General features: G+C 70.9%; 4 protein-coding genes. All 4 read right to left on the minus strand.

All coding sequences use genetic code 11. The features are described 5' to 3' along the window. Positions 1-2 precede the first annotated feature (2 nt). The 4 genes from AJAP_RS31665 to AJAP_RS31680 all read right to left on the minus strand — a co-directional run bounded on the left by AJAP_RS31665 (position 3) and on the right by AJAP_RS31680 (position 19,331). Positions 3-1,178, minus strand: coding sequence for a cytochrome P450 (locus AJAP_RS31665; RefSeq protein WP_038518273.1), 1,176 nt, complete (start codon positions 1,176-1,178; stop codon positions 3-5). Positions 1,179-1,407: 229 nt separating this feature from the next. Beyond that, the gene (locus AJAP_RS31670) at positions 1,408-1,617 is read right to left on the minus strand and encodes an MbtH family protein (protein ID WP_037346390.1); all 210 of its coding nucleotides are present in this window, start codon (positions 1,615-1,617) and stop codon (positions 1,408-1,410) included. An 11-nt stretch (positions 1,618-1,628) separates the two neighbouring features. Then, positions 1,629-7,190 carry a non-ribosomal peptide synthetase gene (locus AJAP_RS31675; RefSeq protein ID WP_038518276.1) on the minus strand — a complete coding sequence of 1,854 codons (5,562 nt, stop codon included), beginning with the start codon at positions 7,188-7,190 and terminating at the stop codon, positions 1,629-1,631. Between the two features lie 156 nt (positions 7,191-7,346). Continuing rightward, complete coding sequence (locus tag AJAP_RS31680) at positions 7,347-19,331, minus strand: non-ribosomal peptide synthetase (RefSeq protein ID WP_038518278.1); 11,985 nt, start codon at positions 19,329-19,331, stop codon at positions 7,347-7,349. Positions 19,332-19,490 lie beyond the last annotated feature (159 nt).

The raw sequence follows: 19,490 nt of genomic DNA on the forward strand, positions 1-19,490 counted from the left end.
CGCTACCAGTCGAGCAGCAGGGCTTCCACGTCGAACGGGGGCGGGCCGAATTTGAGCTTGCGCTCGGGCTCGGCGAGCCTGAGCTTGGGGAAACGCCTCGCCAGCGCGGGGATCGCCTCCCGGAACACCATCTCCGCCAGCGGCCTGCCGAGGCAGTGGTGGATCCCGTGGCCGAACGAGACGTGCGGCGACTTCTCCCGCGTGATGTCGAATTCGTCTTCCGGTGCCGGGAAGTTCGCGCGGTTGGCCCCCAGCAGGGAGCACGTGACGGTGTCACCGGCCTTGACGAGGCGGCCGCCGATCGTGACGTCTTCCTTGGCGATACGCGGGTGAAGCTTCTCGTCGGTCGTGAGGTACCGGTTCAGCTCCTCCAGCCAGTCCGGGACGGTGTCCGGCCGTTCCCGCAGGATGTCGAACTGCTCCGGGAAATCGACCATCAGCAACGCACCCGCCGCGAGGAACCTGGCCACCTGGTCGCCGCCCGCGCCCATGATGAACGCGGCCACCCCGGCCAGTTCCGCGTCGGTGATCTCGTCACCGTGTTCGCGCACCACGACCCCGAACAGGTCGTCGCCGGGATCGCGGCGGACGCGGGCGACGGCCTTGTTCATGTACTGCATGTACTTGTTGCCCGCCGCGTTGCGCCGTTTGTCCGTCCGCTCGGTCCGGCTGGCGTGCAGGGTGCGCGACAGATCGGCCTGATCGTCGCGCGGGATGCCGAGGAAGTCGCAGGTCGCCGTCGTGGCGACGGCCCAGCCGAAATGCGGGACGAAGTCGGTGGGCCCGCCCATGTCCTCGATGGTGTCCAAGGTGTCTTCGACGATCTGCCGGACTTCCGGCCGGAACCCCTGCATCCGCCGGATGGCGAACGGCGGGGTCACCAGGCGGCGCAGGCGCGTGTGGTCCGGCGGGTCGTAGTGGGTGAGGAAACCGGGCCAGGCGATCCCGGCCGCGGTCCCGCCGTAGATCAGCCGCGCGCTGAACTTGTCGGAGCTGAGGACCTGGCGGACCTCGTCGTATCCGGTGGCGAGCCACGCCGTCCGCCGTTCACCGTCTTCCTCGGTGCCCAGGGCGGAGATGGGGCCTTCGGCCATCAGGGAAAGGAGTTCGGCCCCCGGGTCGAATCGGTTTCTCCGGTGGATTTCCAAGCCCTTGACGACGTTGAGCTCCTCGAACACGGCAGTTCCTTTCGCCTCAACCGGCCGTCGCGCGCGGATAGGGATGTTCCCGGTCGGCCGGACGAGCGTCGAGTTCGTCCAACCGCCCGGATCGGGGGCGGCGGGGGCTGAAGGGCGCTTTCCCCGCATGAGATGCGAGGAAAGCGCCCTTCACCGCGTGTCACGCGGGGAAAGTCCCCTTCGCCGAGGCTCGTCCAACCGTCCGCATTGAGCGGCTGGACACCCCCGCTCAGCCGTTGACTTCGGCGATCAGGCTCTTCGGCCGCAGGTCCGTCCAGTGCTCCTCGACGTAGGCGAGGCATTCCTGGCGCGGGGCCTCGCCGTGGACGCGGGTCCAGCCCGCGGGAACCTCGGCGAACGTCGGCCAGAGGGAGTGCTGGCCCTCGTCGTTCACCAGCACGAAAAAGGAACCGTCTTCGTTGTCAAAGGGATTGCTCATCGGTTTTCCTTTCAGGCGCCCGGCCGCGGCCGGAGCTTCTCGGCGACGATGGACCCAATCTGGACCAACGCCGCGGGTTGCACCATGTCGTAATGGTTGGTCGGGATCTCGTGGTGTTCGATGGCCCCGCTGGTGAAGTCCTTCCAGCCCGCGACGGCCTCCGACACGGGCAGGTGCGCCGGCCGGTCCTCCGAGGCGACGAAGAGCAGGATGTCGCCGTTGAACGGCGAGGCCGTGTGCTGCGGCCCGACCTTCCAGAGGTTCTTCATGACCGCTTCCAGCCGCTCCCGCGCACCGGGGCCCTGGACCATGCCGCCCGCCAGCTCCAGATCCCGCTGTTTCCGTTTCTGGAGGCCGTCTTCGTCGCGCGCGGCCTCTTCGGTCACCGTGCCGGTCGCGTTCCGTCCCATGTAGACGGGATACGCGTCGAGCAGGGCGAGCAGGCCGAGTTCTTCCCCGTCGGCTTCGAGCATCGCGGCCATCGCCTGCGCGATCCGGCCGCCGAGCGACCAGCCGAGCAGGTGGTACGGCCCGGTCGGCTGCACGGCACGGATGTGCGCGAGGTAGTCGGCCGCCATTTCCTCGACGCTCTCGGGCAGCCGTTCGGTCCGCGCGAGACCGCGTGCCTGCACGCCGTAGACCGGCTGGTTCGCGGGCAGATGCCGCAGCAGCGGCCCGTAGTTCCAGCTCAACCCGCCGCTCGCGTGAACGCAGAACAGCGGCGGCCGGTCGCCGTTCGCCTGAAGCGGCAACAGGATCTCGTAGTCGCCCGTCTTCACCGCGGTACTCGTGCGGCGCCGCTCCCCCACCACGATCAGGGTTTTGGCCGGGGTCTTGCGGGCGAGCAGGCCGGTGTTCAGCATCCGGTGCCCCGGCTCGCCGAACGGGCAGGGCTCGCCGGACTTGCCCTCGTCGACCGCCGGACCGGTGACGTAGAGATCACCGACGACGCCCGGGGCGACCGGACGGCGCTGCTCGTCGAGCACGAGCGCGCCGAGCGGACCCAGTTCCGCGACCACCGCGGGTACCTCGCCCGCCCACCGGGCGGGTGCGATCGCCGGACGGCCGCGTTCGGTCTCGTCGAGGAAGAGGTCCAGTTCGCTGATCCGCCGCTGGGGATCCTCCGCCACCTGCTCCAGGACGTGGACCAGCCGCCGCGCCACCGATTCCGCCGTCGCCTCGTCGAACAGGTCGGCGGCGTAGCGAAGAGTGCCTTCGAGACCGTCCTCGTCGTCGTCCTCGTCGAGCCGCTCGGTGAGCTTGAACGCGAGATCCAGTTCCGTGGCCTCGGTTCCGCCCGGTTCGACGCTGGTGCGCAGGGCGGGCAGTTCCGCCGCGTCCCACGCGCCGATGTCCTCCTCGTCGACCTCCAGCCCCACCTGGAAGACGGGGTGGCGGGACAGCGAGGCGGGCAGGTCCAGCAGGTCGACGATCCGCTCGAACGGCACGTCCAGCTGCTGACGCGCACCCCGGACGGCCTCCTGCACCCGCGTGACGACCTCGAGGAACGTCGGGTCACCGGAGAGATCCGTGCGCAGGGCGAGCGGCCGGGCGAACGGCCCGATCATCGGTTCGAGGTCGATGAGGTCCTCGTCCCGCGCCAGTTTCGTCCCGATCACCAGATCCTGGCCCGCGCCGAATTTGCTCAGCAGCATCGCGAGACCGGCGTGCACGACGTGAATGGTGTCCGCGCCGAGCCGTTCCACCGCCTTGGTCAGCCGTTCGTACGGTTCGGCGCCGAGCCGCAGCTCGACCGTGCCCGCCTTGCGCGACGGGACGGCCGGACGCGGCCGGTCGAACGGGAGCACCGTCTCGCCTTCGATCCCGGTGAGGGTGTCCCGCCAGAAGACGACCTGCTCGTTGATCAGGCTGCCCTGTTCGTCCTCGTCCGCGAGCAGCCGCTGCTCCCAGATCGCGTAGTCGGCGAACTGCAGTGCCAGCGGCGCGCGTTCCGGGACCCGGCCCGAACGCCGTGCGCCGTACGCGGCCGCCAGGTCGCGGAAGAACACGTCGAGCGAGTCGTCGTCGGCGAGGATCCGGTGCAGCCGCAGATGCAGCACGTGTTCCTTCTCCGCGAGCGCGAAAAGGTCGCAGCGCCAAGGAACTTCGCTGGTGAGATCGAAGACCGACGCACGCAGCCCGGCGAGCAGCCCGGGAAGCTCCTCCTCGGTGGCAGGCACCGGGGACAGCTCGATGGCCGCGGGCTCGTGGACGAGCTGCCGGACGTTCTGCGCGTCTCCGGGGAAGGTCGTGCGCAGCACCTCGTGCCGGGCGGCGATGTCGCCGAGTGCCGCCCCCAGCGCGGCCACGTCGAGCCTGCCGCGCAGGCGCAGCGCGACCGAGATCTGCAGTCCGGCGGTCTCCTCGCCGGGGCTGGCCAGCAGCCAGGCACGCAGCTGCCGCGCCGTGAGCGGAACCCGCTCGGGCCGCTCGGCGGGTTCCAGCGCGGGCCGCGACTTCGCGGCGAGCGCCCTGGCGACACCGGCGGGCGTCGGCGAGGAGAACAGCTGCCGGATGGGCAGATCCACGCCGATCACCTCGCGGATCCGCGCGATGAGCCGCATCGCCAGCGCCGAACTGCCGCCGAGGTCGTGGAAGGCGTCGTCGACACCGACGTTGTCGACGCCGAGGATCTCCGAGAACAGGTCGCAGAGCACCTTCTCGGATTCGCTCTCGGGCGCCTTCTCCGACGCGCGGCCGGCGAGATCCGGGGCGGGCAGCGCCCGGCGGTCGACCTTCCCGTTGGGCGTGACCGGAAGGCCGGGCAGCGCGACGACCGCCATGGGGACCATGTACGCGGGCAGCACCAAACCCATCTGCCGCTTGATCTCCTCGGGACCGGCGTCGCCGCCGTCCGAGACGAAGTACCCGACCAGCCGCTTCTCCCCCGGCTGGTCCTCACGCGCCATGACGACGGCCTCGACCACGCCCGGCTGCGCGGCCAGCACGGATTCGACCTCGCCCAGTTCGACGCGGTAGCCGCGGATCTTCACCTGGTCGTCGGCGCGTTCGAGGAACACCACCTCGCCGCCGCGGGTCCAGCGGGCCAGGTCGCCGGTGCGGTACATACGTTCGCCCGGCAGGAACGGGCACGCCACGAACCGCTCCGACGTCAGGCCCGGGCTGTCGAGATATCCGCGCGCCAGCCCCGTTCCCGCGATGTACAGCTCGCCAGCCACACCCGGCGCGACCGGCCGCAGGAAGGCGTCGAGGATGTAGATCCTGCGGTTGGTCATGGGGTGCCCGATGGGTAGTTCCCGGTCGACGACGTCACCGGGTTCGATCGGGAGCCACGTCGCGCACAGGGTGGTCTCGGTGGGCCCGTAGGTGTTGCGCACCCGAAGGTTCGGCTGGGCCCGCCGCAGGTTTTCCACGGACTGCGCGGGAACGATGTCTCCGCCCGTGCCGATCTCGACCAGACCGTCGAAGCATTCCGGTGACGTCTCCGCCAGGGCGCGGAAGGTCCCCGCGGTGAGGTGGACGTAGTTCGCGCCGCGGGCGACGGCCTGCCGCACTCCGGCCGCGTCGAGGACGCCCGGCTCGGTGAGCAGGACACGCGCGCCGGTCGAGAGCGGCACCCACATCGCGTACAGCGACGGGTCGAAGACGTGCGTCGCGTGCATCAGCACGCCGTCGCCAGGGCCGATCTGCCAGCCCCGGTCGCCCGCCAGTCCCGCCACGCCGCCGTGCGGGATGCCGACGCCCTTGGGCAGACCGGTGGATCCGGAGGTGTACATGACGTATGCCAGGTCGTCCGCGCTCGGCCGGAATTCCGTTGCCGTGTCCGCGAAAGCGTCGACGGCTGCGCGTGTTTCCGGTGCGTCGAGGACGATCGCGTCCGCCGGCGCGACCCCGCTGGTGGCCTGGGTGCACACGACGACCGAGACCCCGGAGTCTTCGAGGATGAACGCGATCCGCTCGGCCGGGTACTCGACGTCCACCGGGACGTACGCGGCGCCCGCCTTCCAGATCGCCAGGAACGCGATCAGCAGCTCCGGCGACCTTTCCATGGCGACACCCACGCGGTCGCCGCGGCCGACGCCACGAGCGGCGAGGTGCGCGGCCAGCCGGTTCGAGGCCCGATCGAGGGCGGCGTAGGTCAGATCCGCGCCGTCGGCGTCGGTGATCGCCACCGCCTCGGGCGCCTCGGTCACCCGCCGGGCGAACAGTTCGACGACGGATTCCCCGGGGGCCGGGCCTTCGGTCGCGTTGAATTCGTCCACCACCAAGGCACGTTCGGCCTCGCTCAGCAGGGTCAACCGGCCGACGAGGACGTCGGGTTCGGCGACCAGCCGCTCCAGGACGCGGGCCAGCGCGCCGACGACCGATCCGGCGACCTTCTCGTCGAACAGGCCACGGTCGTAATCGAGGATGAGCGGCATCTGCTCACCCGGACCGGTGACCAGCGTGAACGGGTAGTGCGACGAGTTGCGCCCGCGTTTGACCGGACGCAGGGTCAGGCCGTCGTGGGCCTGACCGAGCCCCTTGCGGGGGAAGTTCTCGTAGATGACCAGCGTGTCGAAGACCGCGCCGGGACCGACCACGGCCTGGACGTCCTGCAGGCCGAGATGCTGGTGGGCCATGAGCGCCGACTGGTCGCGCTGCAGTTCGGCGAACAGGTCGACCGCGCGCCGGGCGCCGTCGAGCCGCACACGCACCGGCAGGGTGTTGAGCAACTGGCCGACCATCGACTCGACACCGGCCAATTCGGCGGGACGACCCGACGCCGTCGCGCCGAACACGACCTCGGTGCGGCCGGCGAGCTGCGAAAGCACCACGGCCCACGCGCCCTGCACGACGGTGTTCAGCGTGAGGTCGTGGCCGCGCGCCAGATTCGCCAGCCCCTCGGTGAGTTCCGTCGACAGCTCGACGATCTCGGTGTCGATCTCCGGCACCCGGCCGGGATCGGCGGGCGCGACCGCGGTGGGCGTGTCGATCCCGGCGAACTCGTCGCGCCAGGCGGCGCGGGCGATTTCCTTGTCCTGCTTGCCGAGCCAGGCGAGATAGTCCCGATAGGACACTGTGGGCGGCAGCCCGGACGCGTCCCCGCCCGCGGCGTAGATCGCGGCGAGCTCGCGGTGGATGATCGGCATCGACCAGCCGTCGGTCAGCACGTGGTGCAGCGTGTGCACGAGCCGGTGGCGGTCCGGGCCGAGCCGGATCAGGTGCAGCTTCATCAGCGGCGCCACCTCGATGCGGAGCCGCTCGGCCAGCTCGTCCGCGGCCAGCCGGTCCACTTCGCTTTCGAGGATCTCCTCCGGCAGCCCGGTCAGATCCGTTTCACGCCAAGGGATCTGCGCGTCGCGGGTGATGACCTGCACCATCTGCGCGCCGCTGACGTACCGGAAACAGGCCCGCAGCGCGGCGTGCCGATCGACCAGCGCCTGCCACGTCGCGCGCAGCAGCGCGGCGTCCAGCGGGCCGTCGATACCGTAGACGGTCTGCACGGTGTACGTGTCCGGCCCGTCGTCGTCGAGCACGGTGTGGTAGAGCATTCCCTCCTGCAGCGGGGAAAGAGGCCAGACGTCCTCCACGCTGGAACGCGGTTTCGCGCGAGTGTCGTCAACGGTCACGATCTGCTCCTTGGTGGGTGGGTGAACTCGCGTTCGCGTGTTTGGAGGCGGAACTCGCGTGATCAGAGGCGGAACTCGCGTGATCGGGGCCGCGCACGTGAGTTACGGCCCCAATCACGTGAGTTACGGCCTCAAGCACGCGAGTGCGGTACTCGATCACGAGAACCCGGCCTCGAGTTGGTCCAGCTGGTCAGGGGAAAGGGCGAGAAGCGAGCCCCCGGCGGGCTCCGGTTCCGGGGTGCTTTCGCCTTCGGCCGGGATCTCCTTGACGAGCGTCGCCAGCCGTTCCGGTGTCTTCTCTTCGAACACCTGCCACGGGCTCAGTTCCAGCCCTTCGCGGCGGGCGCGGGCCGACAGCTGCATCGAGATGATCGAGTCGCCGCCGAGTTCGAAGAAGCTGTCGTCGGGCCCGACCTGCTCCAGGCCGAGCACCTCCGCGAACAGGCCGCACAGCCTCGCCTCCATGGCCGTGCGCGGGTCGCGTCCGGAGGACATGCCGGAGAAGTCGGGTGCCTGCAGCGCCCGGTGGTCGAGTTTGCCGTTCGGGGTGAGCGGCATCTTCTCCAGCGCCACGAACGCCGCGGGCATCATGTACTCCGGCAGGCGTTCCGCCGCCATCTCGCGCAGCACCGACGTCAGCGAACCGTCGGCGCCGTCCGACGGCACGACGTAAGCCACGAGCCGTTTGTCGCCCGGCCCGTCCCGGTGCACGGCGACCGCCGCCTGCGCGACGCCCGGATGTTCGGCGAGCACGTTCTCGATCTCCGCGGGCTCGACCCGGTAGCCGCGGACCTTGACCTGCGCGTCGACCCGGCCGACGAAGATCAGCTCGCCGTCGGGGTCCCAGCGGAACCGGTCGCCGGAGCGGTACATGCGCTCGCCAGGGGTGAACGGGTCCGCGACGAACCGTTCCGACGTCAGGCCCGGCCGCCCCAGGTACCCGCGAGCGAGCCCGGCCCCCGCGATGTACAGCTCGCCGGCGACACCCGGCGGCACCGGCTGCAGGTACGCGTCGAGGATGTAGTGCTTCACGTTCCGGATCGGGCCACCGAGCGGGACCACCTCGTGTCCCGGCGACAACGGGGCGCTCATGGTCGAGCAGATCGTCGTCTCGGTCGGGCCGTAGGCGTTGATGAACCGGCGGCCCGGCGACCAGCGGTCGACCAGCGCGGGCGTGCACACCTCGCCGCCGGTCAGCACGCCGCGCAGCGTGTCCGGCAGATCCTCCTCGACCGCCAGCACACTCGGCGACACCGTGAGATGGGTGATCCCCCAGCGCCGCAACGCGTCGCCGAGCGTCACCCGCGGCGGCATGGTCTCCGCGCCGGCCAGCACCAGGGTCGCGCCGGCCAGCAGCGACATGTACAGCTCGGAGACGATCGCGTCGAAGCCGATCGCGGACAGCTGCAGAACCCGTGAGGACGACGTCACGCCGAGGCGTTCGATATGCGCCGTCGCCAGGTTCCCGAGCCCGGAATGGGTGACCATGACACCCTTCGGCACCCCCGTCGACCCCGACGTGTAGATCACGTACGCCGCGTCGGTCGGTTTCACCGGCGGCAGCACGACCGCCGGATCCGCGGCCGGAAGTTCTTCCAGCATCAGGATTTCGCCGTCGAACGTCGACGGCACCACCGCCCGCGTGGCCGCCGTGCACACCAGCACCTGCGGCGCCGAACTCGTCAGCATCAGCTCGATACGCTCGGCCGGATAGTCCGGGTCGACCGGCACGAAAGCCCCGCCGGAGAACGACACGCCCATCATCGTCACCACGAGTTCGGCCGACCGCTCCACCAGGACACCGACCCGGGTCTCCCGCCGGACACCCAGCCCGACGAGCAACCGCGCCAGCGTCTCGACCTCGTCGAGCAGCCCGCCGAACGTCAGGGTCCGCTTCGCGTCTTCGATCGCCACCGCGTCGCGTGACTTCTCCACCTGACGGCGGAACAGCACCGGCAGGGCTTCGGCCTCGAACGGCACCTCGGTGCGGTTCCATTCGTCGATCACCAGGCGGCGCTGCTCCGGCCCGATCAGGGCGACCCGCCCGACCGGCACCCGCGGTTCGGTCACGACCTGGTCGAGCGCCCGGACGATCGAGGCGACGATCTCGTCGATCCGCGTCCGGTCGAACACGTCCGGCCGGTAGATCACCTCACCGTGGACGCCGCCGCCTTCGGAAGCGCGGATGGACAACGGATAGTGCCCGGTGTCGTCCGGGATCCCCGCCGGGCGCAACGCGAGGACGTCGGGATCGTCGGACGGCGGGGGCGGCGGCGGGTAGTTCTCGAACACCACGATCGTGTCGAAGGCCGCGCCCGGGCCGGCGAGCTGGTTGATCTCCGTCAGTCCGACATGCTGATGCGGCATGAGGGCGACCTGGCGTTCCTGCAGATCCGTCAGCATCTCCAGGAACGGCTGGGCACCGGTGAGCCGGGCACGGACCGGCAGCATGTTCATGAACAGGCCGACCGCGGATTCGACACCCGGGATCTCGATCGGCCGTCCGGCCACCGTGGTCCCGAAGACGACGTCGTCACGTCCGGTCAGCCTGGCCAGCAGCAGTGCCCAGACACCTTGGAAAAGCGTGTTCGTCGTGACGCCGTGGCGCCGCGTGAACTCCATCAGGCGGACGCTGAGCTCGGCGTCGAGTTCGAAGCGGACGCGGTCCGGCTCGATGGGCACGGCGATCGTGTCCGGCGGCACCACGTGGGTCGCCTCGTCGAGCCCGGCGAGTTCGGTCCGCCACGCCTCCTTCGCGGCCGCCTTGTCCTGACGGGAAAGCCAGGCGAGGTACTCCCGGTACGACGTCGGGGTGGGCAGCGTCCGCTCGCCTTCGTACGCCGCCATCACCTCGCCGAGGAAGACCGGAAGCGACCAGCCGTCGGCCGAGATGTGGTGCGACCGGAGCACCAGCCGGTGCCTGCGGTCGCCGAACCGCACCAGGTGCAGGTGCAGCAGCGGCGCCTTCGCCAGGTCGAACCGCTCGGCATGGGACTCCGCCGCGAGCCGCTCGAATTCCGCCAGCGCCTCGGCTTCAGGCAGGTGGGACAGGTCGGTTTCCTGCCACGGCACCGGAACATCGCGGACGACCGCCTGGACGGCCGTGCCGGAGCCGAGCCGGTGGAAACCCGCCCGCAGCGCGGGATGCCGGTCGAGCAGGGTCTGCCACGACGCGCGGAACCGGGCGACGTCGAGCGGCCCGTCGAGGACGATGTCGCGGATACCGGCGTAGACGTCCGGGCCGCGCTCGTCGACCGCGTGGAACAGCAACCCTTCCTGCAGCGGGGAAAGCGGCCAGATGTCGTGCAGGCTCGGGACGAGCGCCTCGACGTCCGCCACTTCCCGCTGCGTCAGCTCGATGAGCGGGAAGTCAGACGGCGTGTGTCCTCCCGCGCCGGCTTCAGCGTGAGTCGCGAGCTCGGTCAGCGAGTCCAGCCACGCCTTGCCGAGCGATTCCGCGTCGGTTTCGGTGAGCAGCCGTTCCGCCCAGGTGAGGGTCAGGGTGAACTCGGGTCCGGCGTCGCCGTCGAGCACCACCGCGTCGATTTCGACGGCGTGCCGCAGCGGCAGGTCGCCCTCCGCCGTGCCGCCGATGGTTCCGGCCAGCTGCCAGGGTTCCGCGTCGCCGTCGGGCCGGGGCGAGAACCGGCCGAGGTAGTTGAACCCGATCTCCGGCGATGGCAGTGCCGCCAGCACCTTCCCGGCTTCGTCGTCGAGATACCGCAGCATCCCGAAGCCGAGCCCGCCGTCGGGGACCGCACGCACGTTTTCCTTGACCTGCTTTAACAACTGGCCAGGTGTGTCCGCCCCGGCGGTGTCCAACCTCAGCGGATGGACATCGGTGAACCAGCCGAGCGTCCGCGAAAGGTCCATGTCTTCGAGGGGCTCACGGCCATGGCCTTCGACGTCCACCACGACGGCGGTGCCGCCGCGCCATCGGGTGACCGCGCCGGCGAGGGTGGCCAGCAGCACCTCATGGATGCCGCAGTGGAACGCCGACGTCGCCTTCTCCGCGAGGACGCTCGCGCGGTCCCGCGGCAACGTCCACGAGCGGCGGCCGGAGGTCGCGATGGTGTCGCGTTTCGGGTCGAGTACGCCGATCCGCGCCCGCGCGCCGTCGAGGATTTCCCTCCAGGTCTCCAATTCCCCGGTCCGCCGCGCGGCCTGGTCGGCCAGCGTCCGCGCCCAGCGCCGGAACGAAACGGGCGGGGGATCGAGCACCGGTTCCTCGCACGCCGCCTGCAGATCGGCGAGCAGGACACGCCACGACACGACGTCGACTGCGAGGTGGTGGGCGGCCAGCACGAGCCGCCCCTTGGCACCCGCGTCCACCCAAACGGCCTGGAGCAGCACACCCGCGACGGGATCGAGCCGTCCGGCCGCCTCGTGCGCGTGGCGCTCCGCGATCTCGTCGAGGTCACCGTCGCCCACCTCGACCCGCCGAAGCACTGCGGCGACGTCCACGGTTCCCCGCTCCGCCACGACCAGACCGGAGTCGATCACCCGGCTCCGCAGCAGGTCGTGCGTGTCGATCACCGCACGCAGACCGGTCGTCAGCGCCGTCTCGGTCAGGTCGCCGGGCACCCCCGCGATCACCCATTGCGCCAGCGCGCCCCGGGACATCGCGCCGGGATCGCGTTCGAGCAGCGCCCGCACGACCGGCGTCCACGGCACCTCGCCGACGCCGTCGGCGACCTCCTCCTGCCGCACACCACGTCCGGCGACCGCCGCGATTCCGGCGGGCGTCTTCTGCTCGAAGACCTGCTTGGCACCGAAGACATAGTCCTCGCGCCGGGCGCGGGCGGCCAGCCGCATCGAGAGGATCGAATCGCCGCCCAGTTCGAAGAAGCTGTCGTCCGCGCCGACCCGGTCCACGCCGAGGATCTCGGCGAACAGATCGGTCAGCACGCGTTCGGCCTCGGTCCGCGGTTCACGGCCGGCGGGTTTCCCAGCGAATTCGGGCGCGGGCAGGGCGGCGCGGTCGATCTTTCCGTTGAGGGTCAACGGGAAGGTGTCGAGCACGAGCACCACCGCGGGCACCATGAACTCCGGCAGCCGTTCGGCGAGCCGGGCGCGGACCGTCTCGGCGTCCAGTTCCGATTCCGCGGTGACGTAGGCGATCAGCCGCTTCTCGCCGGGTCGTTCCTCCCGAGCGACCACGACGGCCTGGGCGACGTCGGGCAGTGCGGTCAGCACGGCCTCGATCTCGCCCGGTTCGACGCGGTAGCCCCGGATCTTCACCTGGGAGTCGGCCCGGCCGCCGAACAGCAGTTCGCCGTCCTCGGTCCAGCGCGCGAGGTCGCCCGTGCGGTACAGGCGCTCACCGGCCGCGAACGGATTCGCGACGAAACGCTGGGCCGTCGCGTCCGGAGCACCCAGATAGCCGTGTGCCAGACCGGCACCGGCGAGATAGAGCTCGCCGGTCACCCCCGGCGCCACCGGCTGCAGGAACGCGTCGAGCACGTACGCCTGGCGGCCGGCCAGCGGTCCGCCGATCGGCAGGACGTCGCCCGTTTCCGCACCCGGTTCGAGGACGAGCCACGTGGCGCACAGAGTGATCTCGGTGGGGCCGTACAACTGACGGAACCGGACGTCCGGGCAGGCACGGCGCATCCGCTCCACGGACGCGAGAGGCACCGCGTCGCCGCCGGTCAGGATCTCCCGCAGCCCGACGAACGACTCCGGCGCTTCCTCGGCCACCACACGGAAAGTCCCGGCGGTCAGGTGGATGGTGGTGACGCCGCGCTCGATCGCCTCCCGCACCCGCTGCGCGTCGACCGCGCCCGGTTCCGCGACCACGACGGTGGCCCCGCTCACCAGCGGCACCCAGATCTCGACCAGTGACGCGTCGAAAGCGTGGGAAGCGTGCAGCAGCACACGATCCCCGGGGCCTTGCGACCAGCCCGGGTCACCCGCCAGCGCCGCGACACTGCCGTGCGGCACCGCGACCCCCTTGGGCACGCCGGTCGAACCCGACGTGTACATCACGTACGCCGTGTCGTGCGCGCCGACGAGGACGGGCGGCGCCGCGTACTCCCTCGCGCCCATGACGACCGGCTCGATCCCCTGCGGCACCGCGTCGAGGCTCGCCGCCACGCAGATCGCCAGCGCCGCACCGGAATCGGCCAGCATCCGCTCGATCCGCTCCGCGGGGTAATCGACATTCACCGGAACCTGGGCCGCGCCTGCCTTCCAGATCGCGAGCAGGGCGACGAGCAGATCCGCGCCGCGTTCCATCACGACACCGACGCGGTCACCGCGCCGCACCCCTCGCGAGGCCAGATACCCGGCCAGCCCATCGGATTCCCGGTCGAGTTCGGCGTAGGACAGCGTGCGCTCCCCGTCGACGACCGCGACCGCGTCCGGCGATTCCGCGACCCGCCGCCGGAACAGCTCCGGCACCGTGGTCCCGGACGTCGCCTCGCCCGTCGCGTTCCAGCGCTCCACCACGGAAGCGCGCGCCGGTTCGCTCGTCACGCCGAGGCGGCCCACGGGAAGCGAGGCCTCCGCCGACACCCGCTCCAGTACCCGCACGACCTGCCTGGCGACCTCGGCCGCCGTCGCCGCCTCGATCCGATCGGGCCGGTAGGCCACCCGGATCTGCAGGGTCTTGCCGGGCGAAACGCTCATCGTCAGCGGATAACCGGTGCCGGTCCTGGTCACGACCGAGCTGATCGACACCCCGCCGTCGTCGCCGAGACCGTCGGCGTCGTGCGGATAGTTCTCGATCATCACGATGGTGTCGAAGACCGCGCCCGCCCCGGCCGCGCGCTGCACCTGCGACAGCCCCAGGTACTGGTGCTCGGTCAACGCGGACTGACGGCTCTGCAGGTCCTGGAGCAGTTCCAGCACCGGCAGGTCGCCGTCGAGCCGCACGCGGACCGGGACGGTGTTGATGAACATCCCCACCATCTGCTCCACGTCCGGCACATCCGCCGGACGGCCGGAGACGACCGTCCCGAACACGACGTCGGTGCGGCCCGCGAGCCGAGACAGCACCAGCGCCCAAGCGCCCTGCACGATCGTGCTCAGCGTCAGGCCGTGTCCGCGGGCGAATCCGGTGAGCGCCCGTGTCGCCGCTTCGGGCAGCCATTCGGCGTGCTCGCCCGGAACGACCATCGCCTTGTCCGCGTCGGCGTCCACCACGGTCGGCTCGTCGGAACCGGCGAGTTCGGCGCGCCAGGCCTCCTGGGTCGCCTGCTCGTCCTGGCGGCTCAGCCAGCTCAGATAGTCCTTATAGGACGGTGTCTTCGCCGGGCCTCGTCCACCCGCGTACGCGATCGACACCTCGCCCAGGACGAGCGGCGTCGACCAGCCGTCCAAAAGAACGTGGTGCGACGTCAGCACGAACCGGTGCCGCACCGGGCTCAGCTTGATCAGCATCAGCCGGAGCAGCGGCGCCTTCGTCACGTCGAACCGCTCGGCCTGGTCCTCGGCGAGCAGTCGCTCGATCTCCGCGGCCGCGTCCTCCTCCCCGACGTGCGACAGATCGACCATGCGCCAAGGGATTTCGGCCTCGGCGGCGACGACCTGCACCGTCGCGCCGGAACCCAGCTGGTGGAAGCTCGTCCGAAGCGAGTCGTGCCGGACGACCACCTGGTCCCACGCGGCCCGCAGCCGGTCCGCGTCGAGCGGTCCGTCGAGGTCCAGGATCCGCTGGCTCTGATAGACGTCGACGCCGTCGTCGGCGACGGCCCGCTCGAAGAGCATGCCCTCCTGGAGCGGCGAAAGCGGCCAGATGTCGGTCAGCCCCGGCGTCGCGGCTTCCAGCTCCGTCACGTCCTGCTGCGCCAGCTCGACGAGAGCGAAGTCGGACGGCGTGTGCCCGCCCGCGGCGCGATCGTCGGCGAGCGCGTTCAGCGTCGCCAGCCAGGCCTCACCGAGGCGCTCGACCGTGGCGGGATCGACATCCCGGCCGTCGATGGCGAGCCCGAGCCGCGGCCCGTCCGGCGTGTCCTGCACCTCGGCGCCGACCTCGACGGGATGGGCCAGGATCATGTCCGGCCCACCGCCGAGCGGCCCTTCGCCCGCCTGCTGCCACGCACGGTCCTTGGCGGAAAGGCTGGTGCGGCCGAGATAGTTGAAGCCGATCTGCGCGGACGGCGACTCCGCCAGCCGGGCGCCGGTCTCGGGGTTGAGGTACCGCAGCAGCCCGTAGCCGAGTCCGTCGCCGGGGACCGCGCGGATCTGTTCCTTGGCGGTCTTCAGCAGATTCCCCGACGAGACGTCGAAGCGGACCGGGTGCACGCTGGTGAACCAGCCCACGGTACGCAGCAGGTCCTCGTCGTCGGCGGCCTCGCGCCCGTGTCCTTCGACGTCCACCAGCAGCGCGCCGGTCCCGCGCAGTCTCGTCACCGCACCCGCGAGACCCGCCAGCAGGACGTCCTGGATCCCGCAGTGGAAGGCGTTCGGCAGCCGGGTCAGCAGGTCGTCCGCCACGGCGCCGGACAGCGTCGCGGACCACGAGTGCGTCTTGCCCGCGCTCAGGTCCACGGCCGGTTCCGCCCCGTCGAGGAGGGCGAGCCAGCGGCCGGTTTCGGCCACGGCACGCTCGTCGCGCGCCTGCGCGGCCAGCCGCCGCGCCCAGTGTCGGTACGACGTCGTCACGGGTTCGAGCGCCGCGCCTTCGTAGGCCGACCGCAGATCGGGCAGCAGGATTCCCCACGAGACCGCGTCGACGGCCAGGTGATGCGCCACGAGCGCGAGCCTGCCCTGCCCGGATTGCGGATCGTCGATCCACACCGCGCGCAGCATGGTCCCGGCCGCCGGATCCAGCGTGGCCGTCGCCTTCCGGACCTCGCGTCCGGCGGCCTCGTCCAGGTCTCGGGCCTCGACGCGCGTCACCAGACCGGCCGCGTCCACCGCACCCGGCTCGGGCACGATCAGCCGTCCCGCGTCCACGCGCGCCCGCAGCAGATCGTGCGTGTCCAGCACGGCCTGCAGCGCCTTGACCAGCGCTTCCTGCCTGAATCCTTCCGGGGTGACGAGGACTCTGGCCTGCGCGAAGCCCTGCCGCACGGCGTTCTCGCCGAGGGCGAGCATCACCGGCGTCATCGGGATCTCGCCCACGCCGGACTCCACTGTGGACGGTACCGCGGTTTCCTTGGCCAGCGCCGCCAGCCGTTCGGGCGTCCGGTGCTCGAACACCAGCCGCGGGGTCAGGGAGATGCCCTCGCGCCGGGCGCGGGCGGCCACCTGCATCGACGAGATCGAGTCGCCGCCCAGCTCGAAGAAGCTGTCCTCGACACCGACCCGCTCCAGCCCGAGGACGTCGGCGAACACTCCACAAAGGACTCGTTCGTCCTCGGTCGCGGGCTCGCGGCCCGCCGCCTTCGCGGAGAAGTCCGGTTCGGGCAGCGCCTGCCGGTCCACCTTCCCGTTGACGGTCAGCGGCAAGTCGTCCAGCACCAGCATCGCGGCCGGGATCATGAACTCGGGCAGCGTCTCGGCGAGCTGTCCGCTCAGGTGCGCCGGGTCGAGGGCCTGCCCCGCTTCGGGGACTGCGTAGCCGATCAGGTGCTCGCCCCGGGCGACGACCACGGCCTGCGCGACCCCGGGCAGCCGGGCGAGCGCCACCTCGATCTCCCCCGGCTCCACGCGGTAACCGCGGATCTTCACCTGGTCGTCGGCGCGGCCGGCGAAGGCCAGCGTGCCGTTCTCCGTCCAGTACGCCAGGTCGCCGGTCCGGTACATCCGGCCGCCCGCGACGAACGGATCCGCGACGAACCGCTCGGCCGTCAGCATCGACCGGCCCAGATAGCCTTGCGCCACACCGGCTCCGGCGACGTACAGCTCGCCAGGCAAGCCTTGCGGAACAGGCCGCAGGAACGCGTCGAGGACGTAGACCCGGCGTCCCGCGAGCGGACGGCCGATCGGCAGCACCGCCCCCATCTCGTCGCCGGGTTCGAGCAGCCACCACGTCGCGCACAGCGTGGCCTCGGTGGGCCCGTACAGATGCCGCACCCGTACGTCCGGGCACGTCCGCCGGACACGCTCGACCGCGGCGGGCGGCACCGCGTCGCCGCCGGTCAGCACCTCGCGAAGCCCGGCCACCGATTCCGGCGCCTCCTCGGCCAGCACCCGGAAACTGCCGGCGGTCAGGTGCGCGGCCGTGACCCCGGAGGCCACGTAACCGGCCAGCGCCTCGCCGTCCACCACCCCCGATCCGGCGAGCACCAGCCGCGCGCCCGTCAGCAGCGGCACCCACATCTCGAACAGGGAGATGTCGAAGGCGTGCGAGGCGTGCATCAGCACGGCGTCTTCGGGACCGACGTCCCAGCCGGGCTCGCCGGCCAGTGCCGCGACGTTGCCGTGCGACACCGCGACACCCTTGGGCGTGCCCGTCGAGCCCGACGTGTACATCACGTACGCGACGTCGTCGGCCGTGACGCCGATCGACCGCCGCGCGGACTCCGCGACCGCTCGCCGGGTTTCCGGCTCGTCGAGGACGATCGGGGCGAGCCCGCCGTCCAGCACGGCGCTCCGGTGGGCTTCCGTGCACACCACCGCCGCCGGTTCGGCGTCCGCCAGCATGAACTTCACGCGTTCCGCCGGGTACGCGGGGTCCAGCGGGATGTACGCGGCACCCGCCTTCCACACGGCGAGCAGGGTCGCGATCAGGTCGGGCGACCGGTCCATCACGACGGCGACGCGGTCTCCGCGCCGGACTCCGTTGCCGCTCAGGTACCCGGCGAGCCGCTCGGCGCGCTCGGCCAGCTCTCCGTACGACAGCGTCTCGTCACCGGCGACGACGGCCACCGCGCTTTCGTCCTGACGCGAGAACAGATCCGGCGCCAGGACATTCGGCGGTGCCTCGGACGAAACGCCCCACTGACCGACCGTTTCGCGCTCGACCTCGCTGATGACCTCGATGTCGGCGACGGTGAGATCACGCGTCAGCTGACGCAGCACGCCGGTGAACCGCTCGACGATGGCGAACGCGGCCGCCTCGTCGAAGAGGTCCGTGAGGTAGTCGAGTTTGACGAGCATCGACTCGCCGGGAACGGCGACCAGCGTCAGCGGATAGTGCGCCGCTTCCTGGCCCTGGTTCACGCGAATGCCGAAGGGGGCGGCGGACTCCGGCCCGCCGAGCTCGCGCGGGAAGTTCTCGAAGACGATCATCGTGTCGAAGCTCGCGCCGGGACCGGCCGCCTGCTGGATGTCCGCCAGCCCGACGAACTGGTCGGGGATGAGCGCCGACTGCCGCTTCTGCAGCTCCGCCAGCATCTCGACGACCGGCGCCGAGCCACGCAGCCGCGCGCGTACCGGGACGGTGTTGAGGAACAGCCCCACCATTCCTTCCACGCCGGGCAGATCCGGCGGGCGCGCCGAGACCACCGCGCCGAACACGACGTCGGTGCGGCCGGACAGCTGGGCGAGCACCAGCGCCCACGCGCCCTGCACCACCGTGTTCAGCGTGAGCCCGTTGCCGCGGGCCAGCTCCTCCAGCGAGCGGGTGAGCTCCGAGGGAAGTTCGACCGTGACGCTCTCGGGAATTCCGGGCGCCCGTCCCGGATCGGCGGGCGCGACCAGCGTCTGCGACTCGAGATCGCCCAGTTCCTTCGTCCAGGCCGAAAGCGCCTTCGTCTTGTCCTGACGGCTCAGCCACGCGAGATATTCGCGGTACGGCGTCACTTCCGGCAGCTCCGCCGCCGCGTACAGCGCCGACAGCTCGTCGAACACGATCGGCAGCGACCAGGCGTCCATGATCGCGTGATGGCAGGTCACCACGAGGCGATGGCTGTCGTCGCCGAGCCGGATCAAGGTCAGCCGCAGCAACGGCGCCGTCGCGAGGTCGAACCGCTTCGTCCGGTCCTCTTCGGCCAGCTCGTGCACGGCGGCTTCGGGGTTTTCGAGGTGGGACAGGTCGATCTCGCGCCACGGCAGTTCGACCTGCCTGGCGATGATCTGCACGGTCTCACCGGTTTTGCGCTGCCGGAAGCAGGCCCGCAATGAAGCGTGCCGGGCCAGCAGCGCCTCCCACGCCGCGCGCAACCTCGCCGCGTCCACGGGCCCGTCCAGCTCCAGGACCCAATGTCCGATGTAGACGTCGAGCCCCTCACCGTCGTAGACCGCGTGGAAGACCAGCCCTGCCTGCAACGGCGACAGCGGCCAGATGTCCTCGATCCGCGACTGAGCCATCAATTTCTCCCTCGATCAGCGAGTCCTTCGGCGAATCCCGTCCTGCGCGAAGTCGAAGAGCCGACGTCGAACGCGGCATGTCCCCCCGCAGAATCGTCGCCCGAAGGGTCGGCACGGACAACATGTCCAACGGCCGCTTTTCCTGCGGTGAAAGGGACT

The organism is Amycolatopsis japonica, assembly GCF_000732925.1.
Classification (GTDB): domain Bacteria; phylum Actinomycetota; class Actinomycetes; order Mycobacteriales; family Pseudonocardiaceae; genus Amycolatopsis; species Amycolatopsis japonica.